This window comes from Pedobacter frigidisoli, from assembly GCF_004331675.1.
Classification (GTDB): domain Bacteria; phylum Bacteroidota; class Bacteroidia; order Sphingobacteriales; family Sphingobacteriaceae; genus Pedobacter; species Pedobacter frigidisoli.
The window spans coordinates 205,232-231,992 of the sequence record NZ_SJSN01000010.1; the positions used below are offsets into that span (position 1 = coordinate 205,232).

The 26,761-nt window shown below is 40.8% G+C and carries 20 protein-coding genes; 3 read left to right on the forward strand and 17 right to left on the reverse strand.

The window, feature by feature from the left end; genetic code table 11:
* Positions 1–162: 162 nt before the first annotated feature.
* The 3 genes from EZ449_RS14330 to EZ449_RS14340 all read left to right on the forward strand — a co-directional run bounded on the left by EZ449_RS14330 (position 163) and on the right by EZ449_RS14340 (position 10,303).
* A complete protein-coding gene (locus EZ449_RS14330; protein ID WP_131559967.1) occupies positions 163–4,701 on the forward strand; it encodes an Ig-like domain-containing protein in 4,539 nt (1,512 codons plus the stop codon).
* A 252-nt stretch (positions 4,702–4,953) separates the two neighbouring features.
* A complete protein-coding gene (locus tag EZ449_RS14335; RefSeq protein WP_131559969.1) occupies positions 4,954–10,062 on the forward strand; it encodes a DUF2341 domain-containing protein in 5,109 nt (1,702 codons plus the stop codon).
* 10 nt (positions 10,063–10,072) lie between these two features.
* Entirely contained in the window at positions 10,073–10,303 is a 231-nt protein-coding gene (locus EZ449_RS14340) for a hypothetical protein (RefSeq protein ID WP_131559971.1), read from the forward strand.
* A gap of 31 nt (positions 10,304–10,334) precedes the next feature.
* Here EZ449_RS14340 and EZ449_RS14345 read toward each other — a convergent pair whose 3' ends face one another.
* The 17 genes from EZ449_RS14345 to EZ449_RS23400 form a co-directional block, all read right to left on the reverse strand.
* Positions 10,335–10,886, reverse strand: coding sequence for a WcaF family extracellular polysaccharide biosynthesis acetyltransferase (locus EZ449_RS14345; RefSeq protein WP_131559974.1), 552 nt, complete (start codon positions 10,884–10,886; stop codon positions 10,335–10,337).
* A 7-nt stretch (positions 10,887–10,893) separates the two neighbouring features.
* Entirely contained in the window at positions 10,894–12,345 is a 1,452-nt protein-coding gene (xrtY, locus tag EZ449_RS14350) for an exosortase Y (protein WP_131559976.1), read from the reverse strand.
* A complete protein-coding gene (locus tag EZ449_RS14355; protein ID WP_131559979.1) occupies positions 12,338–13,570 on the reverse strand; it encodes an XrtY-associated glycosyltransferase XYAG1 in 1,233 nt (410 codons plus the stop codon). The genes xrtY and EZ449_RS14355 overlap by 8 nt, the downstream gene beginning before the upstream one ends.
* Entirely contained in the window at positions 13,510–14,946 is a 1,437-nt protein-coding gene (locus EZ449_RS14360) for an exosortase Y-associated Wzy-like protein (protein ID WP_131559981.1), read from the reverse strand. Before EZ449_RS14360 ends, EZ449_RS14355 begins: the two co-directional genes overlap by 61 nt.
* The gene (locus EZ449_RS14365) at positions 14,943–16,097 is read right to left on the reverse strand and encodes a glycosyltransferase family 4 protein (protein ID WP_131559983.1); all 1,155 of its coding nucleotides are present in this window, start codon (positions 16,095–16,097) and stop codon (positions 14,943–14,945) included. The genes EZ449_RS14360 and EZ449_RS14365 overlap by 4 nt, the downstream gene beginning before the upstream one ends.
* Positions 16,094–17,380: a glycosyltransferase family protein gene (locus tag EZ449_RS14370; RefSeq protein ID WP_131559987.1), complete on the reverse strand. Its 1,287-nt coding sequence runs from the start codon at positions 17,378–17,380 to the stop codon at positions 16,094–16,096. The genes EZ449_RS14365 and EZ449_RS14370 overlap by 4 nt, the downstream gene beginning before the upstream one ends.
* Positions 17,381–17,405: 25 nt before the next feature.
* Positions 17,406–18,191 carry a hypothetical protein gene (locus tag EZ449_RS14375; protein WP_131559989.1) on the reverse strand — a complete coding sequence of 262 codons (786 nt, stop codon included), beginning with the start codon at positions 18,189–18,191 and terminating at the stop codon, positions 17,406–17,408.
* Positions 18,188–19,315, reverse strand: a complete 1,128-nt coding sequence (locus EZ449_RS14380) for a glycosyltransferase (RefSeq protein ID WP_131559991.1) — start codon at positions 19,313–19,315, stop codon at positions 18,188–18,190. The genes EZ449_RS14375 and EZ449_RS14380 overlap by 4 nt, the downstream gene beginning before the upstream one ends.
* A gap of 64 nt (positions 19,316–19,379) precedes the next feature.
* Positions 19,380–19,865, reverse strand: a complete 486-nt coding sequence (locus EZ449_RS14385; protein ID WP_131559993.1) for an acyltransferase family protein — start codon at positions 19,863–19,865, stop codon at positions 19,380–19,382.
* Positions 19,852–20,340 (reverse strand): acyltransferase family protein, encoded by a 489-nt coding sequence (locus tag EZ449_RS14390; protein WP_131559995.1) that lies wholly within the window; start codon positions 20,338–20,340, stop codon positions 19,852–19,854. Before EZ449_RS14390 ends, EZ449_RS14385 begins: the two co-directional genes overlap by 14 nt.
* Positions 20,330–21,343 carry a glycosyltransferase gene (locus tag EZ449_RS14395; protein ID WP_131559997.1) on the reverse strand — a complete coding sequence of 338 codons (1,014 nt, stop codon included), beginning with the start codon at positions 21,341–21,343 and terminating at the stop codon, positions 20,330–20,332. Before EZ449_RS14395 ends, EZ449_RS14390 begins: the two co-directional genes overlap by 11 nt.
* Before the next feature lie 28 nt (positions 21,344–21,371).
* Positions 21,372–22,334, reverse strand: coding sequence for a glycosyltransferase family 2 protein (locus EZ449_RS14400; protein ID WP_131559999.1), 963 nt, complete (start codon positions 22,332–22,334; stop codon positions 21,372–21,374).
* Entirely contained in the window at positions 22,324–23,124 is an 801-nt protein-coding gene (locus EZ449_RS14405) for a glycosyltransferase (RefSeq protein ID WP_131560001.1), read from the reverse strand. The genes EZ449_RS14400 and EZ449_RS14405 overlap by 11 nt, the downstream gene beginning before the upstream one ends.
* The gene (locus tag EZ449_RS14410; RefSeq protein WP_131560003.1) at positions 23,109–23,915 is read right to left on the reverse strand and encodes a glycosyl transferase; all 807 of its coding nucleotides are present in this window, start codon (positions 23,913–23,915) and stop codon (positions 23,109–23,111) included. The genes EZ449_RS14405 and EZ449_RS14410 overlap by 16 nt, the downstream gene beginning before the upstream one ends.
* 150 nt (positions 23,916–24,065) lie before the next feature.
* Positions 24,066–24,803, reverse strand: a complete 738-nt coding sequence (locus tag EZ449_RS14415) for a hypothetical protein (protein ID WP_165499769.1) — start codon at positions 24,801–24,803, stop codon at positions 24,066–24,068.
* Between the two features lie 112 nt (positions 24,804–24,915).
* Positions 24,916–25,815, reverse strand: coding sequence for a glycosyltransferase (locus EZ449_RS14420; RefSeq protein ID WP_131560007.1), 900 nt, complete (start codon positions 25,813–25,815; stop codon positions 24,916–24,918).
* Positions 25,808–26,344, reverse strand: a complete 537-nt coding sequence (locus tag EZ449_RS23400; protein WP_131560009.1) for an acyltransferase — start codon at positions 26,342–26,344, stop codon at positions 25,808–25,810. The genes EZ449_RS14420 and EZ449_RS23400 overlap by 8 nt, the downstream gene beginning before the upstream one ends.
* Positions 26,345–26,761 lie beyond the last annotated feature (417 nt).

Sequence of the window (26,761 nt, forward strand, 5' to 3'; positions counted from 1 at the left end):
CTTTATTAGGTCGTATCAAGTGGCTAATTGTCATGTATATGTTTGTATAGCGTTAAAATCATTCAAATGTATTGATAAATGTCAAATTAATACTACGTATTTTTTCAGTTTTTATTTCTTTTCTCTTTCTTTGCACTGCCATCAAGCAAACGTCTTTCTTATATGGGTAACAAAATTACGCTAACTCTTATTATTTTATTTTTTTCTGTTAGATTTACCCTCGCCCAGAACATTACGATAACAAATTCACTAGGTGGAACCTATTGTGCTGGCTCAAACTTCACCGTTTCTTTTAGCATCACCGGTTCTGTCTGGTACTCCGATAATAAGTTCAGTATCCAGCTCTCGGATGCCAATGGCACTTTCCCTGCAGACAATTCCTCTAGGCTCATTGGCAATATCCAGCAAATGAGTGGTGGAACGATTGTAGGTACAATACCAAAAGCGGCCCTTTCAGGAAGCACTTATAGGGTGAGGGTCGTCTCGTCCAATTCGGTTCAGTATTCATTATCCTCAGGCGCTATTACCATAAACAGTATGGCTTCACCGCCGACAGTTTCTACGCCGGTAAACTATGCTCAATGTTCCAGTGCGTCTCCTTTATCTGCTACTCCCTCAGCCGGGGGGACATTAATTTGGTTGGATTCAACCAATGGTTCGGTCGGGGGAACATCAGATTTCCTTGCCGCCACATACGTTGAGGGATTTACCACGAATCCAAGTTCGAATAAGGCTATGACATTTAGGACCATAGCTGCTAATGTTACAATTACCTCAGTTGACTTTACCATCCCCGCCAATCAGGCTGTAAACAACCTGGTCCTTGGCATATTTAATGCTCAAGGCAGTCTTCTTGCCTCCTCTACCACCACAACCTCTCAGACTGCTGGATCGACGCCGATCAAGATTAATAATGTATTTAATTACGTAATCACAAGCCCTGGGAACTACATGATAGGGATTGTCTCTGGACTAGGGAATCTGGGTAAGGACCCATCAAATTCCTACCCCATCAATGAGGCCTCCAATTCCGTTAGCATCACCGGTACGACGATAAATGGAGAGCGTGTATTCAATAACGTCGTCTTTAATTTGGGCAGTGGTAGTAATGTTGCGCCAACACCTGCCACTACAACATTTGGGAGCAAGATATATTATGTAAAGCAGATACTCGGTGGCTGTAGCAGTGATGCCTCCGCAGTAATTGTTAATATAGCCGCGCTCGCAAAACCTACTGTCACAACACCGATCAGTTATACCCAATTCGCTTCCGCAATACCCCTTAGTGCCATGGCCTTATCGGGGGCTTCCCTGTACTGGTCCAGTTCACTTAACGGATCCTATACATCCACGCCCATCACTCCATCTACATCAGTAATTGGTACCTCGGTCTTTTATGTCAAACAGATGCTGGGGAGTTGTCTGAGTGATGCGGAATCGATCACGGTTAACATTACCAATATTGCTCATCCAACAGTGGTTAGCCCTGTCAACTATTGTCTGAATTCAGGCGCATCACCATTGACCGCAACGACCACGGTACCGGGAGCAGTACTTAATTGGTATACTGAGGCGACAGGTTCTACCTCGATTGGAGGGACAAACACCTATACCAATACGCAGTATGCCGACAATACCCACAATAATAAGGCGCTGAAGTTTACTACCCTAAAGGCAAATGTTACGGTTGTTTCCGTGGATTTCTTTATTCCACAGGACCAGACCGTGTCCAACGTGAGACTTGGTATATATACATCTACAGGAACACTTTTATCACAATCCCTGCAAACCATTAGCCAGTCTGCTCCAAATGGAAGTGGAGCGGTTAGGATTACTGCCCAATTTGATTATCAGATCAGTTCTGCCGGTGACTATCTGATAATGTTGTCCCAGGGAGGCGGTAACTTTGGTTCGGGAAGTGCTGGATCCTATCCGCTAACGGAGCCCAGCAATAGAGTCTCCATTACCGGCTTCAATAATGGCAATCTGTTCAATAATCTGACCTTTAAGTCTACACCGGTTCGTTTGTCAGCCGCCCCAATACCTTTAACATCAGTCGCTGGCACAACCAGTTATTATGTTACGCAAAGCTTGAGCGGTTCAGAAAGCGCTGTTTCAACTATCAATGTAATCATTAGCAACACGGCCAGTCCCACGGTAAGTGGAACAACTCCGGCCAGCAGGTGCGGGACTGGATCTGTAACATTATCTGCGAGCATTTCGGCAGGTAGTGCAAATTGGTATTCATCATTAAGCGGAGGCACCCTATTATATACAGGACTTAGTTATAATATCAATAATCTATCCGTTACTACGACCTATTTTGTTCAGGCCACAAATGGTAGCTGTAGCTCAGAACGGGTGCCTGTGACTGCGACAATTTCGACAAATACCTGGACGGGCGCGGTAAGTAAGGTATGGTCTAATGCCGGAAACTGGAACTCCTGTGGAATTCCCGGTGTAGGGGCCTCAGTAATAGTTCCGGTGGTTACAAACTACCCTGAGCTTGATGTGGATGTTACCCTCGCCAACCTGGAGTTGCAGGCTAGTGCCAGAATCTATATCAATGGAAAGACCCTTACTCTTGGAGTCGCTAACATTTCCTCCTCCCTAACCGGAGCGGGGACAATATCCGGAACTTCCGGGAGCTCATTGGTAATCAATGGACAATATAGCCCCACCTTAAGATTTGACCAGTCAACCCCGGGGGTAACCAACACCTTGAGAAACATCACTGTCAATACCTCCGGGCAAAGCCTCACCTTGGCCAATGCGCTAAACGTTACCGAGCTGGTCAATGTGAGTGCCGGTACGCTTGTCTCGGCCGGATTATTAACACTAAAGTCCACTAGTGTGCTAAGCGCGAATATTGGAACACTATCCGCCGGAGCTGATATTACGGGTATTGTCAACATTGAATCCTATTTCCATGGTGGGCTCAATGGAAGCACCCCACTGCAAAACTATTGGAGGGGTACCCGAATGGTTTCCTCACCGATTAATGATGCTACCCTTGCAAATAAGACTTTCAAACAGTTGCAAAACTTTATGATTATCACCGGTGCAGGCAGTAGTAGTAATGGGTTTGACCCAGGAAACTACCAAAGGCCAAATGCAACGACGGTAACCAGGTTTAATGAGGTTCCCAGTAAGCAGGCCTTCACCGAGCTAGCCAACATACACGAATCCTCTGCCCCTGGAGACGGCTTCTTTCTTTTCTTTAGGGGGGACAGGACAAACTATCAGGTAACCAATGGCTTTGGTATCTTATCAAGGATAGATGCACCAAATCTTGTCTATGCGGTAGCCGATCCGGTTACGGTGACCTACTCCGGCCCGATCAACAAGGGAACGATCACCAAGAGCGTCACCAATAGTGCCAATATTGGGGATGCCTACAATGGATACAATGTTATAGGCAACCCATATCCCTCGGCACTTGATTTTAGCAAGCTCCTGGCTACTAATAGTGGCAAGATTGATGATTTCGCGATAGTAATCAAGCCGGGTGGGGGACAGGTAACACACTCGGGCGGCTATTCGACTATTGGATGGACTGGCTTTGTGCAGGCGGGACAGGCATTTTATGTTAAGGCATTGACCAACACCACCCTCTCATTCTTAGAAACGCATAAGGCCGGATCGATAGCCACGCCTGCGCGGCTTCTCTCCACCCCTAATGGTAGTCTGGATCAGGTCAAACTGATGGGCGCTAACAATAGTGTTTTGGCTGATGCCTCGACCAGCCTGCGAATGGAGCTGGCAAACGCTATCGATAAGGAGGATGTGGTAGTTGTTTTTCAAAAAGGGAACTCAGGTAGTTATGGCGGATATGACGCTCTACATGGTGCAGCGAGTATAGTTGAGCTATCCACCCTTAGCGAGGATGGTGAGAGCCTGGCCATAAATTTTATGCCCGAGGTCAAAGATGTCAAACAGGTCAGGTTGTTTGTCAATAATAACGAGACGGGTTTGGTAAAGCTTAAGTTTACTGACCTTAATGCGGTCTATGACCATAGGCTCTACCTGATTGACAATTTTCTGAACAAGAAAATCAATGTTCTCGAGGATGCGGAATATAGTTTTACGATTGACAAGAGCCAGCCGACTAGTTTTGGCAGCAGTAGGCTTGTTTTGGTATTGGAGCCCGAAACCTTTCCCTTTAAGCTCACCAGCTTTCAGGCGGATAAGTCCGGGACGTCGGCCAGCTTGCAATGGCAGGTTCAGAATGAAAAGCTAGGGATAGCCTATGAGCTGGAGAGATCGGCGGATGGAAAAGAATTTTCAAGGTTGCGATCAGTTAATGGTTCCTTCAACGGCTCGGGTTACGGTACCTATACCCAGGTGGATTCGCAGCCTTTTACCGGAGTAAACTACTACAGGATCAAGCTTGTAGAAAAAACTGGACGGATTACTTACAGTTCGGGAGAAACGCTGGATTTTACCAGACGAAACTTTAATGGAAGCTTATTCCAGGTCTATCCTACTATCACTGACAATCTTTTAACCATAGAGTTGGACCCCGCAATCAAGGATTACAAAATAGCTGTCTCTATTCTTAACATGTCAGGGGCATCCGTTATGAGCAATTCCAGCCTCGAGCAGCGTGTTGGCGAGCTTTCTTCCGGAGTTTATATCGTTGTGGTTCGCGATGCGCAAAACGGCGCCAAGATTGGAGCCTCAAAATTTATCAGGAAATAACTCGGTTCATCAAAGGGCCGGATCAATCATGATAGCATCATAGTGTAAACAATCAGTTCGAGGGCTCTGCTACTTAATGTAAGTGCCAGGTCTTGATGGTTAAACTTGAATAGGTCGATTTTTTAGTGACCAATCCTACAACTGTTAGATTAGCAATTATATAGCCGAATAAACTTTGTCTTAAAGTTCTTTATATCAGCTTAAAATAGTATTTTTGCATAAATCTCCATCCCGTTGAGTTATTTCCCGTTCATGAATAAAACTGCAGTTAGTTATCGCATAAGATTATTCTTATCGATAGTATTTTTGTTCTCAGCGATAGCTGCATCAGCGCAGAGTATAAACAATTATAGCTTTTCGCAGAGTTCTTCTACTTATATCGCCCTGACTGGTGCTACCAACGCTACTGGCTTGGTAGGAAGTTTAGATGATGGTCTCTATCAAAACATCCCCATTGGGTTTGATTTCTGGTATATGGGGAATAGGTTCACGAGCATCTCTGCAGGCACCAATGGCTTTTTGAGCTTTGACCTTATAAATACTGGAGATAACTATCATGTTACAAATAATCTTGCTACCAGCCTCCAGCGGAATGTACTCGCTCCGCTATGGGATGACCTTGCATTGAATACCACTACTGCTGTTAGCTATTTTTTGACAGGTGCAGTTGGGAGTCGAACATTCACGATTCAATATACCAACGTTAAATGGCGGTTTGATGCAGCCGTAAACATGGCCTTTCAGGTGAGATTATATGAGGCAAATGGTGAAATTGAGTATAATTATAGCCCACCCAATGCCACCGCTGCATCGGCTGCTTCTGCATCGATTGGAATAAGTGCTGCAAATGGCATCTTTCAATCCCTGAACGCAACTACAAATACTGCTGCGGCCAGTTCGGCTGCTGAAACAACTACCTTAAGTGTAAAGCCTGCTGTGAATCAGCGCTACAGCTTTATTCCGGTGTCTCCCAATCTGCCGACTTCTGCAGTCTATAGTGCGATCTCCACCACCAGTATGACATTGAACTGGACAGATGTGGCCAATGATAATGGTTACGTAATATACCGCTCCACTGACGGCACTAACTATAACATCGAGCTTACCACCGCCGCCAACGCTAATTCATATACGGCCACAAATCTGAATCCCAATACAACATATTATTGGCGAATCTATACATTGAGGGAATCATTAAGTAATGGTTTTCTTCAATTCCCGGCCCAGTCTACAAGTTTTTTGTTTGCTTATCCCTTTACCGGAAATGCGAATGATGTAGGAGGGTCTAACAATAATGGCACCGTTCAAGGTACGAACGGAGGAGCAGCTTCATTAACCAATGACAGGTATGGGAGCGTCAATAGTGCCTATCAGTTTGACGGGATAGATGATAACATCACCACCACAACTGCAATGGCCGGCCCTCAGGTTTTCTCCATTAGTATATGGTTCCGGACTAGTGTTGCAGGTGGTAAGTTAATTGGTTTTGGTGGTAATCAATCGGGATCAAGTGGTTCATACGATCGGCATATCTATATGGACAATGCCGGGAAAGTCTATTTCGGGGTCTATCCTGGACAAACGAAAACACTCAATTCTTCTGCTTCACTTAACGACAATGTGTGGCACAATGCAATTGCCACCTTATCATCATCGGGCATGAAGCTTTATATAGATGGGGTACTCCAGGGAACTGATGCCACCGTGACAAGCGCCCAGGTGTATACGGGATATTGGAGGATAGGTTATGACAATACAAACGGTTGGCCGAGTACGCCTACAAACTGGTATTTTACCGGTGCGCTGGATGATATCCAGGTAACCAATTATGAGCTGAGTAATGCCGAAATTGCATCGCTGAGTTCGACTGCTTATCGGAATTATGGTTATACGCTTCCAGTAACCCTTAATACCACCTCCATCGTTTCGGGCACCCAGACAAATTTTCCGTATCTGATCTCCATTACCGATGATAACCTAAAGCAGGTTGGCTCCTGCGATTTGACGGTTTCCAATCCTGTCTTTGGAAAAGTGACCTCTCCTGTAGGAAACGATATCGCATTTACCGATGAGTTTGGAGCGGCATTAAGCTTTGATGTGGAACAGTATGTTCCGGCCACTGGATCGCTTCTGGCTTGGGTAAAGCTTCCCTATGTTTCAAGTACCATAAATAAAAAGATCAATATACTCATCGGAAATCCTTCCGCGACTGCAAATAATAGTTCAACCACTTGGAGCACCGATTATAAGGCCGTTTTTCATTTTAAGGAATCAGCTTATTCGGGAACCACGACTGATGCTACCTCCACAGCCCTTGTTGGAACAACAGTCGGGATGACCTCCGCAAATCTGGTGACAACTGGCAAGGTTGGAAACGCTTATACCTATAACGGGTCCACTCAACAGATAAATGTTGCTGCGAACGCAGTTTATGCAATTACTGGACCGGCGTATACCATCTCTGCCTGGATTAATGTGGGAAGCACCGCACCTGATCAAAAAGTGGTAACAAATCAGGAGATTGAATCAGCGGCTGATGTGGTACCAAACGATCCAAGGAAGGGAGGCTACAAGATAGGCCTTTATAACTTGATTCCAGAGTCAGAGAATCGAGTAGCTGGAGGTATTACCTATAGCAACAGACAAACTTATCCAAATGTTGCTGGTAATGCGACAACGCTTGCAATCGGAAGCTGGTATTATGTACAAAGTGTTTTTTATGGAAATATTGTGGTGACCTATGTAAATGGGGTAGAGAGACAGCGTCGTGTGAATTCCATTGCAGCCTCAACAGGCAGGAATCTATTCATTGGAGTAGGAGAGGGTGGTAATAAATACTGGTTCAATGGGCTTATCGATGAGGTTAGGGTCTCTGATGTCGCAAAGTCTACAAGCTGGTTGTTGACAGAATATCAGAACCAAAATAGCCCCGGATCACTAACAAAGGGTACCGTTGCCGCTAACCTCAGCGTGGCCTCAACCTATCCAGGATTAATCTATTCCTTCACTGGTGTTACCTCAAGTTTTCCTGGAACTAGCTGGACCAATACCATTACCAATGTCACCGGAGCGCCTACTGGTAACTTTGCAACAGTGATTATTCCTGCTGGTAAATCCCCAATACTAAGTGCTGCACAAAGTGTTTATGCCATATCCATCGCCTCTGGATCTACTCTGGCCCTATCGGGTAATACCTTGAATGTGGCCTGTAATGTTTACAATAATGGCCAGATACTTAATGCTGCGAACTCTACACTGAATTTTAATGGCAGCCTTAATCCAACCCAGGAATATTTCGGTACCTCTACAGTTAGTACCGTTGATAACCTGACCATCAACAATACCCATCCGAGCGCAGTCGGTATCATCAATATCAATGCTGGTAGTAAGCTGGATATACTTAAATTGGTCTCAATCTCAAAGGGTATCCTCAATACTTCTCTTATAGGATCAGGGGCGTTGACGTTGAAGTCTACCGCTACAACTAACGCCAATATTGGGCCATTGGTTTCGGGAACCTCTAACGTAACGGGAACTATAAATATCGAGTCCTATTTTACTGGAGGCGTGAACGGAACAGCAATACAGAATTTTAACCGCGGTACTCGGCTGGTATCCTCGCCAATAAACGATGCATCACTTACCAATAAAACCTACAAGCAACTTCAGGGCACTATGATTATAACCGGGGCTTCGGGTGGAGGCTTTGATATTGGGAATTCTCAGCGTCCTTACGCGACCACGATTACCAAGTTCAACGAGGTCCCAGTAACACAAAGTTTTCCTGCATTAACGAATATAAATAATTCTGCCCCTCCGGGAGATGGGTTTTTCCTGTTTTACCGTGGAGATAGGACTACCAATTATGCCCTTTCTGGCGGCTTTGGTACCGGCTCCAAGATCGATGCCGGATCACCAACTGGACAGATCTATGCAACTCCAGAGAACGTAACTGCAACCTATGTGGGGCCAATCAATGCATTTGATATTTCCAGAACGCTAAGCTATACCGCTAATGGAGCCGATGCATATAACGGATATAACGTGGTGGGAAATCCTTATCCATCAACAATTTCCTTTCAACAACTTTATGCGGACAATACCGCTAGGATCGATGACTTTGCGATCATTATCAAGCCTGGTGGGATACAGGCTACCACTTCGGCTGGCGTTTACACCAATTGGGGAACAATCGCAGATCAGGGGCGAATCCAGACCGGCCAGGGTTTTTACGTAAGGGCAAAGTCCACTGCAAATGGTACGGGCCTGGTCTTTAAGGAGACCCAGAAACTCTCGACGATCAGCTCACCTCCCAAGTTCCTGGCACTACCACAATCTGGACTTTCACAGACAAGACTGATGGGGGCACCTACAGATGTTGATCTGACCAGTAAGGAGGTAAGGCCGGTAATGAGGTTGGAACTTTCAAATGAGCTGGACAAGGATGAGATCGCCCTGGTATTCGAAAATGGGAATAGTACAAAATATGCTGGCCCTGATGCACTTCATGGCACCAATCCCATCATAGAACTGGCTAGCGTGAGTGAGGATAATCAAAATCTGGCGATAAACTTTTTGCCCGAGGTAAAGGATATTAAGACTGTCAGGCTTTTTTTGAACAATAGTGAAACTGGAAAGGTAACCTTGAGGTTTACGGATTTGAGTCCGGTTTATGCCTATAAGGTATTCCTGCAAGACAATTTCCTTGGTACCAAGACCGACGTAATGGCCAACAAGGAGATCACGCTTGATATAGATAAGCTTAAGCCCCAAACATATGGTGCAGACCGCCTTGTGCTCATTTTTGAGCCTGAGACGCAGCCCTATAAGTTAATCGCTATATCAGCAACGAAGCTAACAGGTGCTGCAACAGTAAAGTGGACAGTTCAAAATGAGAAATCGAGTACTTCCTATGTGCTTGAAAAATCCACTGATAACCTGAGCTTTACCGAACTTGGAACGATTGCTGGAAGCTTTGCCGGATCAAGCCTTGGATCATACAGTAAAAGCGATGGAAAATTGAATGACTTGAATTATTATCGGGTGAAGCAGATTGAGTCCAGCGGCAGGATCACTTATAGTGATGTTGTCTCCGTGGCCCTTAGTGACAATGAGTTGTCTGGAGATTCCTTTAAGGTATATCCAACGGTAGTAGAGAACGAAATTAATATCTTGTTAAATAAGGGAGCCTCACAAGAAAAGATAAATGTTGCTATTTATGACCTCCTTGGAAAAAGGGTATATACTGGTAGCGGGATAAAACATGTTGTAGGTCAACTTCCTACCGGAATATATATAATTACAGTTAGTGATGCCTCAAATGGGCTACAGATCGGGAAATCAAAATTTATTAAAAGATAGATGCAGTAAGATGATGAAGAGACTACAGATTTTAATAGTGATGTTCTGCTTGATGCTACTCGTGATGGTATCAAACAATGTAATGGCACAGGCATGTGATCCCGATCTAGATCCATTCTGTACGATAGATCCGGATGACTATCCACTGGATGATAATATTTACTACCTAATGGGGATATTGGGATTGGCCGCTTTTTTTAAGATCAGATCCTCGCATAACAAATCAAGCCAAGCTGGTTGATCCAGATTGGCTTGATAAGATGATCTGGATTTTACGCCAGCTCTCTATCCGATATCCTTATGGCTGGACTTCCCTTATAAATTGAGTAAGACTCCATGCTGTGGGAAATGGTGCTCCCTAGGGTAAGTATCGCATGTGACCCTGCGATAACTCCAGGTCCAACTGTCGCTCTTGCACCAATCCACACCCCATCCTCAAGGACTATTGGACGGGTAATCAGATCAAAGGTTGATTTTTTGTAATTGTGGTTTCCCGTAATCAGCATTGCTTGCTGGGATACACAGCAATTGGCCCCCATCCTCACCCAATCCAGGTTATCAATGATACATTCTGCTAGCCAGCAATGATCCCCAACCTCAAGTTTCCAGGGATACTTTATAGCTATGCCAGGCTTGATCCTCACCTCCCTGCCAACCTTTGCCCCAAAAATCCTTAGTACGGCTACCAGTACACTGCCAAAGGGTATTAACCTGCTCCTAAAAAGGAAGATGTCGGTATAGTACCAGAGGAACTGCTTTAGGCCAGATGCACCTATCTGAAAGTTTCCAGTCTCAAAGTTCTTACGTAATTGTGTCTTATTCAACTCCTGCTTACTTTAAGTTATACGTTGTTAGGTCTTTTTTAATATCTCTTTTGATCCAAAAATACAGTAAGGCGAAAACACATATATAAACAATTATGTTAAATGCCTCATGATGGTACTTGAAGTTGTTTCGCTGGGACTTAAACTCGCTCAATATAATTCCGATGATGGTTATTCTAGATACGTTAAGCAGGTAGATGACTGCGATGCCCAAAAAAATCATCTTTAGTTTCGACGTCATCCTTTGTGGAAATGCAATGACAAAGGCGATCAGAAAACTCATCACTCCGAGTCCCAGACAAGAGTAGTTGATACGCATGTGAGGTCCATTTATTACCAATATATCCATTTCATTATGTATCGCGTAGAATCCTGAAAGTTTTATCAGCCAGACGGAAGGGATTATTATAGCAGACCTTAACCATTGTACATAGTTGAGGTTCTCACTTAGGTATGAGCTATAATAATGTCCAGATGGGGAGAGAACGCTGTTCATGAAGAGATTCCCCTGGCTAAATATTACATATAGGGCAAAAAGAATGATAACAAATCTTAATGCACGTTTGTCCGCTGTTTTTTTTTGGTTGACCACTTCTGTCATGTCTGATTTTTGTTGCTTCCTTAGGCTGCCTATCTTTTTATCTACGAGCAACCTGAACCATAATCCCTGAAGGTAATGAAAGTGTCTTCCTTTCTTTCCATCAAATATACCAAGTTTGAAAGTCATTCGGTAGCCAAAGTAAAGATAGGGACGCAGTCCCAGTGGAAGTCGCCGCCAAAGGCTTTTCAACCATGCCTTTTTTTCGTCGGGACTGCCCCATAGGTTTGGCCTGATAGATTGCATCCTTAGTTTTTGTTCGCGCTCTATTTCCTCCTGGGCAATGAGATCACTGTATCTTCTGTGCTTGGAATACCAGAATTCGATATCATTCTCCTTTAGGTTTTCCTCAAGTATATGTCCGTTTTTCCAGATCGTGGTCTTGCCTGATACGATAAACCGATGATCCATATTCTCATTCAGATCGGAATAGCCTATTCCTGTCCTAAACATTTTTAATAGGTAGATGGGGTAGTACCCTCCGTATCGTATCCAATGACCCTGAAAATAGTTCTTCCTGTTGAAATAAATACCATTTACATCCGAATATGCTAGATCATCAAATTCTTCAAGCATCCTATAGAGCGATGGAGTGACGATTTGGTCCGCATCCAGGCCAATAGTCCAAGGCGTTTGGATAGCAAAGTTCTTTATTGCAAAGTCCCATTGTTTGGGATGATTGACGAAAGGGTTGGTCCTTACCTGTGCACCAAAATCGGCCGCCACCTTAAGGGTATCATCGCTACTTCCACTATCCAGGATAAAAATTTGTGCATCAAGTCCCTTTATCGATTCCAGAAGCCTGGGCAAGTGTATCTCCTCATTGTAGGTAAGAATGATAAAGCTAAAAGTCTTATTCATTGCTGGCTTTATCTTTCAGTGAGTGATATAACCGAATATATCGGTCTGCAAGGGCCTCATCACTAAAATCGTTGCTGATGATCTCAGGGGCATCGGATCTAATTCTTTTTCTCTTGATCTTATCCTTCCATGCATCCATTAGCTTAAGACTGATATCGCCCGCACTTAGCGAGCTTACCCAGCCCAAATCTTTTTCCTCGACATAATCTGCCAATCCAACCTGATCAGATATCAGGACTGCTGTTCCTACGCTCAGGCTTTCAATGATAACATTTGCGAAGTTCTCATTTTGGGAGGTCAGGACCAGTAGATCATGAGTGGCCATCAAATCAAACTTATCCCTATCAGTAACCTGTCCAACCCATTGAATGTGCTCGCTAATATCCATTTTCACAGCGCTGAGCTTTAGGCTATTTACATAACTTTTTTTACCTGAGCCGGCAATAGTTAGTTGCCAGGGGATACCTGTTATTTTCAGGGAACTAAATAGGGATTCTAGACCCTTTTTTTTCTCAATTCGGGACAAGAATATCATTTTGAAAGTTGGATCTCTTTCCGAATGTTTTAGCTCCTGATTATTCAAGGGATAATTAACGAGATTGGGAATTACGGTGATGCTTTTTGGTTGAACAATATTTAATATATTCCTTTTCTCCTGTTCGCTGGTTGCATGGACATGGCAATATCTTAACAGGGATTTACCGATAATGGTATGTAGAATTCGTTTCGCAAGTGAATTCCGGTTATGCTGGGTATAACTTGTCAGCATCCCCCTGGGGGATAAAATTATTTTCACCCCATGCCATCTAGCAATGAGGCATGATAGGATGGAAACTAAATTCCACCAGGCATGAATATGGACTATAACATCATCGGCATTTGCATCATGAATAACTTTTGTTAATTTCCACAGCAGGCCAGGAGAGAAGTGGCTATGATCCTTGGTCCATCTTTTTAAATAGCTTACCGGTACTCCTTCAATCAATATTTGCTTTCCAGGTTCTACATCCAGTTCGGTCTGACCATTAGCGGTGGTAGTCAAGACCTCCAGCTTTAAGACATCAGAGCTGACCAACGCCTCGCACAACTTTCCCACAGATTGAATCGGCCCACCATAAATATAGGCAGGTTTGTAGGATGCTGTAATATGGATAATCTTCATCATCAGGCTGTCTTTACCGCGAATCTCGGCATCAATATCTTGAGCATGACCAAAAGCTTGCAAAGGGCCAACATGATGATATAACTGTAAAAGAAATTATTGATCATGAACTCGAAATTATTCCCTCTCCATAACTGCTGAAATAGACTATTGAATACAATTACGCATCCCAGTTCATAGCTTCCAAATAATTTTTCGGCAAGGTTACACATGCTTTGCATAATAAGCCCATAAACAAGCATAGTGATAAAAACACCTGGAATGCCCCAGCTCAGATAAGCATCAACGACTGGTCTGGTCTTGGCCGAAACGGAAGAAAAGCGACTCACAACGCCTGCATCGTAAACCCTCTCCATGGAAACCTCTTCCATATTGGGCTTGTTCTTCCAAAAAATCCTAGGTATTAGTGCCTCAATGGAATTTTCGATAATCTCAAGGCCATAATATTCATGGTGAGCAGGAACATAGGCTACGAATGTCGTGAACATTTCCATTTCACTTAATCGATTGGTTAAGAATGTCCAGTTCGTTTCCTCAATCTCCTCCTGATTTCCATTTCCCAATAAGGTCTCAAAAGCCTCAGTCCTCGCTTCGGCAGCTGAAATATTGTTATTGTCCCAGGATTCTCGAACAACCGAGTTATACGTGGGAAGAAAGTAAAGTAATATATAGGCTATAGGAATTGATATCCAAATAATTGTTTTCTTGTAATAGGGCAGAAATAGGCAGGCTAGAATAATCACATTGATAATAATAGGCTCTTTATAGCCGCTGAGACTAGCATTTAGAAAATTGCCGATAAATATGAAAGATCCAACGGCAAGGTAATTAAGGTTTTTTTCTACCACACCCTTGACGAAAAGTAGTGCTCCGCAACTTACGGACACAGCAAGAATGGGTAGCGCAACCTGTACAAGACCTGGTAGGTATTGGCAGATAAATCCAATGACATAACTAATCAGGCTTAGGCCTATTAAATAGTTGTGCCCTAGGTAAAATGTGTAGTTCCTAGGCTGAATGGTTTCTTTTTTGATCTTGAGGATCATTCCTGTTACAATGGCTGCATGTGCTAAAAGGCACATCCTCTGACACTGTGCAATTATATAGGTCTTTTCAGAGCCCTGGAATTTAAGGCCCTTATCAACTTCAGTCAGATATCGATAGCCTAAATGATCCAGGAAATAAAAGATGGAGGTCACGCACATGAAACCCGCAAAAATGAACTGTGTTAAAAATATGGGGCGCATTACCTGCTTGTATATAGGAAGGTCTAGCTTAAAGTAGACCGATGGAGAAAACCAGCTCCAATAAAAAATAAATAATGAACCAATCCACGCAATAAAATAGGAAACAATTGGTAAACCACTAAATAGGTAAGCGAGTATAACTGGAATGTATAGTGGAACTATTGTCTTTGATCGCTCGTTTGCCTGTCTCATATCTTTTCAAGCTCGGAGATTATGCTTTTCACTTGATTTTCAAAGCTCCAAGGTCGTATTTTTTCATAAGAATTGCGGCCCATTTCAGTCAAAAGATATTTATCAGCATATAAAAGCTCTATTTTATTGATTAAATCCAATTCGTTTTCAGATTCAAATGTGTAGCCATTTCTGCCGTCTTCCACCAGATCAATCCCACAGCCAACCCTATGAGACACCAAGATTGCTCTTCCAGCAGCCATAGCCTCATTTACCGCCAAGCCCCACGTTTCTGCCGGGCCTTTTGATGGTAGACAGAATAAATCACAGGCTTGATATACAACTGGCATTTGTGTTTGATTTTGGAAATCCAGAAAATGAACTTTTTTAGACTCGTTATTTTTGGCTAAAGATTTGAGACTTTCTTCTAGCACTCCATTGCCTACAAATAGTAAATGCAGATTGGACTGGTCGATCTTCAAGAACGCAGATAATAATAACAACGGATTTTTTTTGGATTCCAGTTTTCCTGCAAATAAGATCAAAATATCTTGGTCGCCTAAACCTAATGATACCCTAAGGTGTTCAGTTTCTTTTGATCGGTCTTCACTAAAGCGATTATTATCCACGGCATGTGGTGCATGTACCAATTGTGTGCTTTTTAAGCCATATGAACTGAAATAATCTTTATTTTGTTGCCCTACATAAAATGCCTTATTGATCTTTCTGTAAACAATTGACAGGATAATTTTCCTAGCCATTTTTTTTAGGTAGGACTGCTCATCAATTAAGGTACTGTCTCCCCTAAACCAAATCGGAACTGTACCATTAAAATATTTCATAGTCTTCCAGTGACTTTCGTACGACCAACCATAAACCATAATAATATTTGGGTCAAAGGCCTCGATCCTATCGATTATTTGTGGATTCACAACCCCTTTATAGTGGTGGCTTCCAGCTACTTTGGATGAATTTATTAGGAACTCATGATCATATCCATTTAATAAAGGAATGTCCCATTCAATTTTTTGATTGAAACCTAGATCGATGACATTTGACTGGCCGAGGGTGTAAAAAACTTTCAGCGTAACATACTCATGGTCAGCGAGTAATTTGAATACCGGCGAATAGTACTGAATGGGATGCGTAACTATAACAGCAATTCTCTTCAAATCCCTATACATATATTAAAGAACGAACATTGTTGGGTCGTTCGAGGTTTAGCCCTAAATTCTTCAAATTGTTCCCAATCAGTTTCTGCCGGTTGAATATTTTCACTTACCAGGCTCGTTAAGAATGATTGTATTTTAAGAATTTCCTCTCCTGCACTATTGATATCAATTACCACTCCAGCATTACAGGCCATGATGGTCTTGGCTGCGCTACTTTCTACATTAAAAATCGCCAATATTGGTTTTTCACATAAGATGTAAGGATATATTTTAGATGCGGTATAGGCAGCCTGTTCATGTCCAGGTATAAAGAGTGCATCGGCACATTGAAGATTGTAAATACTTTCATAGAAAGATATCCGATCAGTTTGCTCATGAACGTATCCTCCTACTGCAAGTTTTTCTGCTACACTGAAAAGCGTTTTATCGCCTTGTCCCAAAGGCGCATAACTTGTTCCGATAAAATGGAATCTGATTTGACTAAATATCTCAAAATTTTCCTCGAGACCTTGTTTAAAAGCAGAAAGTAATATACCAACTGATTTTTGCATATCATAACCACCGCGACCAACATAAACCAGATGTTTATATTTTGGATCATTGTCAAAAGCTATTCTTAGTTTTTCAAAATGTTCAGAAGCAATCTTTAAATCTTCATTAAAACCACCAAAAGTGATCACGGCAGCAGGGATCTTGTTCAAATGTGGGTAACGGTATCGAAGGTCATCTATATAATTTTGTGATACAGCCATTAACCCAGCAACATTCTTTACGGCAATGGGTTCTAGGTATTTATCCAACCGATAAGAGAACCAGTATTTTTTTGGTCTCTTAAACTTTGGTTTGTCTTCATAATAATCTGAAAACCAAGGATCTTGGAAATCGATTATGTATGGAATGTTAAACTTTTTTTTCCAATATGCACCTAATATGCAAACAGGGAACTGGGTTGTAGAAAAGAAGATAAGGTCATATTTCTGTTTTTTGAGTAGTTTGTTAACAAAAGTCTTATAGAAAAATAGAGAACGCAGGGCAATGCTTCCCAAACCAAATTTACTCGTCCATTTTTTGGAGAAAGCATTAACATAATGGATCTTGATATCTTTTGGGATTGATTCGGATAGCAGATGATCAAAAACAGCATCAGTATATTTTTCTTTGACACAGACTACCTCTGCTTCCCAACCGCAATCTTTGTAGAATGGCAAGCTCATTCTAACGCGCTGCATATCGGCGGCATTAGCAGGAGGGAAGTATGGTGATATAATTAAAACCTTGTTCAAAATATTAGCTAATGCAAAAGGGAAATCAAAAATTGAAACGCTTTGATAAGTATCGAAACTTTGGTTGATACCTTAGTATCTTCAGAAATATATTTTTAAGAGAGAGATGGTCGAATGTTTGAGCAATGTTGGTCCAATTGCTAGTATGGGCAACATATACAATGGCATAAAATGGCAATGGCCTAAGGGAGATTCCCCTTTCCCTTAAATTGTAGAATAAATAATTGTGAGCCGAAAAAAAGCCAAAACTCTCAATCCCATTGCTATCAAAATTTGGAATTGGGATATATTCCCTGGGTATAATATATGTTGAACCATTAATAGCATACATTTTAGACGGCTTGCGAAGCAGCAGGCTCTGGTTAGTCAAAAAGATGTATCCCTTAGATACAAACCATACATCAGACTTGCTTTTTTGATTTTCTACGAATGAGACTATTCTATTGCTAATAAGGTCATCCGCATCTACCGACATAATGTGGCTGCATCCATCATTTATGGCCTCATTAGCTCCAAATAGTATCTTCTTACCCTGATCATAACCATTAACATACATTTTCTCATCATTCAAATGCTTCTCATACACATCGGCCAAGTTTTCTATCTTACAAAATGGATATGGAAATTTAATGAACTTCAAATTTGGGTGATGATATAATTCTGGAGGCAAGTCATGGTAGATTAGATAGACCGCAAAATTATTTGAAGTTTGGTTGCAAATGGATCTTAAGGTTCTATTTAAAAGAACACAATCATTGGTCCAATCTTTTGAATTTTGCCTTGGTTTAAATGCAACAATGAACCCTATCATTTAATCTGAATATTTTTTTTTATAAGTTCCAGGAATAAATGCTGTTGATTTTCCCAATTATAAAATTTTGCTGCACTTATTGCATTCTCTCTCATTTTCTTCAATGCGGGCAAGTCATTGAGAAACTTGTTCAATAAAATATGATTTTCCTGTTCAAAATCTATGAGAAGACCTACTTGATACTGCTTTAAAATCTCGAGATTTCCCAAAGTATTGGTGGCTATGATAGGTAATCCATTTTGTATATATTGAAAGAATTTATTTGTTATTGTGCAGTTTCGATTTAATGGTGTCTTCAATTCAGTAGCTAACCCTATGTCAAATGATGATAGTTTTTCATCAAGCATATCTGCTTTAACCATTTCGTGAAAAAATATTTTATGTAAAGATGGGACGCGGCCAGTAATTTCCTGTTTATAATCATCTGTTACCGCACCAATTAAATGTAATTCTACAGTCGTTGTGATATGTGCCAAGATGTTTATAAATTCTTCCAAACCTCTTCCATGTCCAATATTTAGAGAGAACCAAACTAATCTTATTGGTTCATTGAATTCTTTCTTTAGCCCTAATGTCTTTAAGTTAAGATTAAAAGTGTTGTAAATTACCTGTGGAACTTTGCTCGAATATACCTCAGCTAGTTGCTTAGCCATTGCTATACTCGTTACAGTACAAAAGGCTCCATGATTTAAAGCAATGTTCTCTGCCGATCTTAGTAATCTGACAGCTCTGTTGTACCTGTTTCTTACAGGTAAGTCTTCTGAATGCCAATCCTCAAGATCGAAAGCAACATTATATCCTAACCTAAGTAATTTTCCTCCCAAGAATACGGGAAGTTCTTGATGGCAAATATAGAGATTGGCATTAATTTTTTTACAAACGTCAATATACCTCAAGGGAGCATAGCCTAGTGCAAACTGGGTTTCAAAACCAAAGTATTTTATTAATAAATTGCCAACTTTTTTACACAGTCGATCAAAGAAGCTCCATAAGTCTTTTTTTGTAAGATCAGAAATGTGTTCAATTCCTATATTGTAATTTCCCAGCAAAGCCAAGTCCTCTATCAAAAGAACTTTTGAATATACCGAGTTTAGGATGTGAACCTCATAACCTGCCTTACTCAAGGTAATTGCCTCTTTCAGAACACGAGGGTTTCTGGATAAATGAGTATGTGTAACGATACAGATCTTACTCGACACCTTTGTAACTTATTTTTTTTGCCATGTTAAGAAAAGGTCTTTCAATAAAAAGGTAATATGCAAATGCAAATCCTATACTGATTGCAAGGCCCGTTGTGAATGCAACGCCTTTATAATAAATGTTTTTTGGCATTAGCGTACCTATTAGAACTACGATCCGACTACCCACAATATCGTGTATCAGGTATAATGAGAAAGATATCTTTGCAAAAAAAGCGATCAGTTTATTACGCGGGAGTTCTATAATCAATATCGTAATGGTAATTAAGGCTGACAGTGTTTGCAGGTAACCTGTGTTAATCCAGGTCATCAATAAATAAACAAGAGCAAAGCCAAAGAAATAAAATCCGTTAACTAATTTTTTCCTGTAAGAAAAATAGGAAATACCCAGTGCAAATAGCGGGAGAAAGTTGATTACTGTTGATAGGGAATCGGCAGTAATGAACCTGCTACAGTGATCATCAAAAGCATCCATTTCCAAAAGGTTTTACGATAATAGGGAACATAAATGCAATAAATAGGTAGAATTGAAATTCAATCCCTAAAGTCCAATAGACTGGATTCAAATAATCTTTTGACAAGAAGTTATTCAAGTAGCCAAGGTGCGCAACGATGTCTAACCAATCGATCTGATAATTTTTTTCAATAATAAAGTTTAACATGATCATCAAAACAATGGAGATTATATATGGCGGTTCTATTCGGATAACTCTTTTCCAAATGAACCTAGCTAAATTATTATAGCTGTAATGCATTGGCAAAGACCAACAAATTATAAAGCCAGAAAGAACAAAAAATGCCTGAACACCAAGCCAGCCTAGATTTAATATGGGCTGAGTTTTACCACCTAGGTGGAAAACAGTAACCATTAAAGCAGCAATTGCCCTTATCCAATCAGCAGAATTTATATGCGCCTTTTCTTGATCGATTTTTTGTCCGCTAAATATCAATATAGTTTTTTACCACGTTTTGTGAAGTTAGGAATGAAAAATGTTTTTCTTTATTCTTCAATGCATTAACTGTCTTATAACAGCTTACGGGGTTTTTGATCCACGTCATAACGTATCTTAACAGTTCAGACACCTTTGCATTCCTGAACAATTCCCTTGAATGCCCCGATGCGACGGCAGTGTGCAAAAGTGTAGTCTTAAAGGGATTATTGCCATTCCTAGCGCTTGTCCATAAAGCATGGGCTAGCGCTACTCTTTGAGCTTTATTTATAAGGCTAAATATAGAGGCAATTAGTAATACTTGGTAAGAGCCCCATAAGCAAGAACTATTGCTACGAACCGTTTCTAAGGTTTGTGAAAAGTTAACCAATGGCTCATTGATCAAGAGTATTGGATGTGGCATTAAGCGTTCTCTAAAGTGTTCTGATACATCAACAGGTAAGTCGTCTGGAACAATCCATTTTTTAGATGACTTTGTTCTCCAAAGCATAGCACTGTTACATATCTTGGCTGAGCCACATTTCTCTGCAAAATGATAGTAATATAACTTTGTAGAAGTCGTCTCCGTCCAAATGGTGCGATTTGTATCAGTCCAATCGCCATTACACTCTTCTAACCATACTTTTTCATTTGAAACTGCAACTTGTACTGTTGGATGTTTTCCCAATTCATCAATCATAACAGACAGAAAATCTGGTTCCCACCAATTGTCATCTTCAAGAATGCTGGCAAAATCTTCATTTACTTTATGGCCAAATGCATAGTTAAAGTTGCCATTGGCCCCACGCTTAACGGATGGTTTGGATAGAGAAATTCTACTATCTCCGAAACTATTGATTATATCGGCAACTTCTCTATCGAATGGGTCGTCATTTAGCACCTCAGCAAACCAATTTTTGTGCACCTGCTCAATTAGCGAATCTAAGGCTCGTATTAACAATTTGTGCCTACGATAGGTGACAACAAAAATGCGTACAGTCAATTCTGTTCTAGATGTAAACACTCAAATTGGTTTTAATTGATAATATCACTTAAGATTTGACACGCGTTAGACGTTTTGCAAATTTCCATCCAAAGATAATCGCCAGATACTTTGTGAAACCACTTGATTGAAATTTGATATTGGGTCTGCCTAAGCTGTTAATCTTTTTTTCAATATCAACTGAAAGTCTTCTTTCATCTGGATATATTTCATACAGAACACTCTTAAGCATATTTAAACAACTTTGTCTCACCTCTTGATCGCCATCGTATTTAATTAGTGCGATTTTGGTAGAAAGTATGACCGATTCATAAAGTGATTGATAAGCCCTTGGACCTTTTTGAGTCGAAAGGCCATTTATGTAAGATCTGTAATAAAGTTTTGAATCTGGATTAAACACAATTTTTTTAGCCTCAATAAAAATTCTGGTAAAAAACTCCAGGTCATCATTTAATGACAGATCCTCATTCCACATTCCCGCATGTTCAATGATTTTCTTTGGAATCAATATTCTACCAGGGGTTGTCATTGGGTTGGCGTTGTGCCAATAAACCTTAATCCAATCAGCAAACGATATTTCTCCTCCAGGTGTGCTATCTGCTTTAAATGTGTTTAGTCTATTTGCATAAAACCTTCCCCAGCCAGAAACAACCACTGCATCATCTCGTCTATTTATTCTTTTAACCTGAGCCTCAATAAAGTCAGCCCCAATGTAATCGTCGGCATCAAAAAAAATAATGTACTTACCCGTTGCATTTTTGTAAGCGATATTTCTAGCTTTTGCGGCTCCGCCGTTTTCCACACTTATAAGTCTTATCCGAGGATCATTCTTTGCGATTATCCTATTCTCCGTGTCATCTACAGATCCATCGTTGACTATAATGATCTCGATGTTCGAATGGCTTTGTGCGCACAAACAGTCTAAGGTTTCATTAATGTATAGAGCACAGTTATATGCTGGAACACAAATTGAGACTGGATAGCTATATCGATCTAACCCACTAGACTCCATGCTTTTTTTTTAGTTTTTCAAATACGGAATGTCTGGGATAGGTAGCGTTTTTGTCATATGGGTGGTTTCTCCAGACCTCATTCCAAAAATGGACAGCAAATGATTGGGGCAATATCTTTCTGCCTACCATCGTACTCGGTTTGAATATTGGCCTGATGAGCTCCTTTACCTCAGCAAGAAATGACCTGTCCGATAGTATGAGCTCCCCTACATTTTTCCAATTAATAGGGTTGAAAGTGTAATAGGGAACGATTTTTTCTTTCATGTCTAATTCCTTTACAAGCCGCTGGAACAAGAATGGCCCAGCTGCTCCAAACCCTAAGTTGTCCGGCTCAAACTTCGATAGTTCATTTGCGCAATGATTGATAAACTTATTTCCCGCAGCAGCCTTGATTACACAATTATTGGCGATGGCACCATACTCGCCCTCGTAACTTGAACAAATGATTAGATCTTCTGCAAAATCAAACTCCTTGAGGCAGATAATGTCCATATCTACCCACCAACCACCTTTTGCCTGTAATAAAAGGATTCTGAAAAAATCTGCAAAACCGGAGAAAGATCCACCTCCCCATCCTTTCTTATTTTGGAATATAGCCTCCCTAGAAAGAATTTTACTGGCATCAAACAGCTTCGTGCCCTTTGGAACATTAGCTATCTGATCATAGCAGTATAAGTGAAAATCATGCCCATAATCTAAAAAAGACTTAATACAGAGTTTTTCTACATTGGAAAGTGTATCACCTATCCAAAGGGATTGAATGACATAGTTACTTACAGGTTTTTCCATGCGTATTTAAAATAGCTTTCTTTCGAGAGATCGACATAATGATGAAGTATGCCCTGTCTATCCTCAACCATTTTTTTACTTGGATTAACGATATACTCTAGAGCGTTTAACATTGTAAATTTTTCTGACTCGGAGATTATCATTGCGGTCAGGGCTTGTTCAAGATAATAGGAGGTACCTTCCTCACCTTCCAGAACCTTGATCCATTCTTCGATAGAAGACCAGTTTATCGCTTGACTATTTAGACCGATCACCCCCACATTAATCAGGGATGGAATACTTCGGAGGGTTAAGCTTTGCATTAGATCTGTGCTATATCCATAAGATTCTTCGCAATCTTTCATATATAAAGGCACTTTTGGGTCTTTAAGCCATTCCACAATAGCAGTTGGCTCTTTCCAAAATAGCATATCTGAATCCAATACCAATTTCCAGTCAGTAATCCCAAGTAAATGGATGTCGACAAGTTTTTTGATGTGGGGATACACCTTTCTTTTGTGATGGATTGATGCGAAATCTTTTTTCGGTAGCTGTTCCTCTAAGTTTTTCTCGATAATTTCTTTGGTGATTATCTCCGCATCGGGTATCTGTCTGCCAATTCTTCTCAGAATCGTTTTATTAAAACTTCCATCATCAACCAAAATGAATCTAAACCTTTGATCGCTAATCCTTGTTAAGGATTGAATGCAAAAGAGCGTCTGATAAAGGTGTTTTTTTCCAGTAAGAAAATAAACAGGCAGCCCATCATCAAAGGATTTTAACGGCTCAATATTTATTGAGCAATATTCCATTTTTTTTCTGGAAATCTTAATGATCCAAAAATTGACATAGCCACCGAAACGGCTATAATTCTTAATTGCTGCCTTTGGGTATCTGTAAAAAAAATCTATAAATCTCTGGATCAACTTAATATTGGTATTGTATAAGCAAAAGATCTTATCTTAAATCAGAAATATTGCATCTCGCCAAAACAGGTGTCTCACATTACTCGTATAATGTCTTCCGATTAACTCTTTTATAGCTTGAGGCCTCAGCTGTTGTATATCGTGAGGTGAATTCTCTATAATCTTTCTATCCCATATAATCCCAAGTGAGCGGTTGGCAATATGGGCAAATATGGTTTGTTCGGAAAGAAAATTATAATTGGGATGCACTGCCGTTAGTAAGTCCTCTATTTCAAATACCTCATATATCCCTATTCCAGATGCGTAGAGCAAACCCGCATTGAAATGCAGCTTCTCAGGTAGCTTTGCATCAAGGGCTGTCAACATTTCCTCATGGTATGCTCCCCTCCAATCTTCAGAACCACCTAAGTTAATGCCTTTTGCCAGAGTGGGTATTTGGACAGTAAAGTCCTTGAAGAAAAGGATATCACTATCCACCCAAAGGGTGGGGAAGAGGCTTGCATACCTCAAGATGATCGCCATTTTCTTACCAAATGGATCTGCCTTGGCATATTTAATCAAACCATTTCTTTGTGCCTGTTTATGGTAAATTTCGGTTTCTTCCCAATCCTCAACTATTAGCTCACCTTTATAAAACCTTAACGCTTTCCTGATCCTTACTATCGAGGTGCTACCATCATTTGTTATGATGATCTTGGGTAAGCGATTCCAGTTTTTCGAAATTGACAAGATACACATTCGCAGTAAGGGCAGATGATATCTGCCAGTCATCATGATGAGGACACAGCCATCGTATCGGGGTTTAGAGGAAGTTCTAGCTGACTTACACATGGTCAAAAATTTGTATAAGGCCGGTAGTCTATATGCTAGCGAGTTTTTTATTTTTTTAATCATCTGCTAGGCCGTCGAAGTGTCCACATGCCCCATTCCATTTAATGGACCTGGTACTGTTCATCCAAGCGCCATAAGTAAACCACGCTTTTAACTTTCTAAGCGGGACGGTCCAACGAGGTATTGTCTTCCAGGGGCTAATTCTATGTATCTTAAGTAACTGAACCCATGATCTATTTGTATTGTTCAGTAACTTTGAAATATATTCTTTCGTTGTCCTTTTCTTTGAGATCATATGGTGTAGATTCAATGCAGGATAATATCCAACTTGCCATCCCTCCTTGAGGATTTCTATAACAATATCATTATCACCTCCGGAGCTCAGGTCATTGCCAATACGATCTAAAATAATATGTTGCTTATTTAAGTAGGGTTTAAGCGCAGCTTTTCTGATTGCCATGCCAGCGCCAATTGGTGCGGCAATTGGATATTCATTATTCCATTCAGCTGTCAAAATCTCATCTCCAAAATCACGCAAGGCGAGACAACTGTAAAATTCCCTTAACCAGCCTGGGGGAACAGTTTCGAACAACGGAAGCGACTTGCCACCGATAGCACCCATTTTTACATTATCGTTAAAGATCTTCATGGTGTTATCTAGATAATCGTTAAATAATAAATTGTCGTCATCAACCATTACGATGATGGAACCTTTTGACTTTTTAAACCCAGCTAATCTGGCATTTGTCAAACCAGGCTTTATTTCCCGAATAACGATCGCATTTGTATGCCAGATCAGATCTGAGGTGACTGGTTGATCAGAGTTATTATCGACAATTATCAATTCCCATTGGTCCTTCGACAAGGTCTGTGCCCTAAGGCATTCAAGACTAGCCGCAAGTTTAAGGGGATCTGGGTTATATGTAGGTAAGATAACAGAAATATAATCAATCATTTCTCGTTCCAATTATTTTGCTCGGGACACCTACTGCTATTGAGTAAGGCGGAATATTCTTGGAAACAACTGCGCCAGCTCCTATTACACATCCATCGCCAATCTCAACCCCACCCAAGATTTTCACTCCTGCTCCGATCCACACATCATCGCCAATCTTAACAGGCAGCAAGATATCCCCTTGTGACCTTATATTCGTTCTCCTATCGGGAATGGTATGGTTTGAGCTTAAAATACAGGTATGCATAGCGATTAAGGTATTTTCTCCTATCTCAACATTTCCGTGCCCATAAATGACAACATACTCCCCTAGAAAGGTATTTTGTTTTAGGTGTATTTTACCCCCATAGGATTTTAGAATGGCCCCTTGTGATATTTCACAATCATCCTCAATGATTACCTCCCCTTTTTTTCCATTGAGGAAGCCCCTGGACATAAACGATAATGGCTTTATCAAAACATTCTTGCCAACACTGATTCCTGCAATCTTAAAAATAATGGTATATAGAAAAGAAAAAAACTTTAGCATATAAATTTCTCAAAAGTTTTAAACAAATGCGGATAGGGGGCCTCGCCCCCCTGCTTATTATTATTGCATTCTAAGTCCCAAAAAACATGAAAGTTTTTGAGGACATAGCGACAATGCTCGTCCGTCAGAAATGATCTCGAAAATCTGGTTTGTAGTAAATAAAAAGACAGACTGCAAGAGCCTGCCCGATCCCCGATTAAATATTTTGCATTAAGCATTCTAAATGTCTCTTTTGAGCAAAGTTTAGGTAAGGCTACTATCTCACTGTTGTAGATATTCAAGATAACTTCTGTATAGACCCTATTTCGCATCGACTTCCCATTTCCCCTATTCCATAAGATGGATTTTTTTTTCGATATGTTAAATTCACGAATTATTGCTCTCTTTAAAAAAGTTATCGAATAAAATCATTAGGGT

Bases quoted from the DNA above. Each gene is read 5' to 3' on its own strand.
- EZ449_RS14330 (WP_131559967.1), top strand. From the start codon at position 163: ATGGGTAACAAAATTACGCTAACTCTTATTATTTTATTTTTTTCTGTT.
- EZ449_RS14335 (WP_131559969.1), top strand. From the start codon at position 4,954: ATGAATAAAACTGCAGTTAGTTATCGCATAAGATTATTCTTATCGATA.
- EZ449_RS14340 (WP_131559971.1), top strand. From the start codon at position 10,073: ATGATGAAGAGACTACAGATTTTAATAGTGATGTTCTGCTTGATGCTA.
- xrtY (WP_131559976.1), bottom strand. From the start codon at position 12,345: ATGAATAAGACTTTTAGCTTTATCATTCTTACCTACAATGAGGAGATA.
- EZ449_RS14360 (WP_131559981.1), bottom strand. From the start codon at position 14,946: ATGAGACAGGCAAACGAGCGATCAAAGACAATAGTTCCACTATACATT.
- EZ449_RS14375 (WP_131559989.1), bottom strand. From the start codon at position 18,191: ATGATAGGGTTCATTGTTGCATTTAAACCAAGGCAAAATTCAAAAGAT.
- EZ449_RS14385 (WP_131559993.1), bottom strand. From the start codon at position 19,865: ATGGATGCTTTTGATGATCACTGTAGCAGGTTCATTACTGCCGATTCC.
- EZ449_RS14400 (WP_131559999.1), bottom strand. From the start codon at position 22,334: ATGGAGTCTAGTGGGTTAGATCGATATAGCTATCCAGTCTCAATTTGT.
- EZ449_RS14405 (WP_131560001.1), bottom strand. From the start codon at position 23,124: ATGGAAAAACCTGTAAGTAACTATGTCATTCAATCCCTTTGGATAGGT.
- EZ449_RS14410 (WP_131560003.1), bottom strand. From the start codon at position 23,915: ATGGAATATTGCTCAATAAATATTGAGCCGTTAAAATCCTTTGATGAT.
- EZ449_RS14415 (WP_165499769.1), bottom strand. From the start codon at position 24,803: ATGATGACTGGCAGATATCATCTGCCCTTACTGCGAATGTGTATCTTG.
- EZ449_RS14420 (WP_131560007.1), bottom strand. From the start codon at position 25,815: ATGATTGATTATATTTCTGTTATCTTACCTACATATAACCCAGATCCC.
- EZ449_RS23400 (WP_131560009.1), bottom strand. From the start codon at position 26,344: ATGCTAAAGTTTTTTTCTTTTCTATATACCATTATTTTTAAGATTGCA.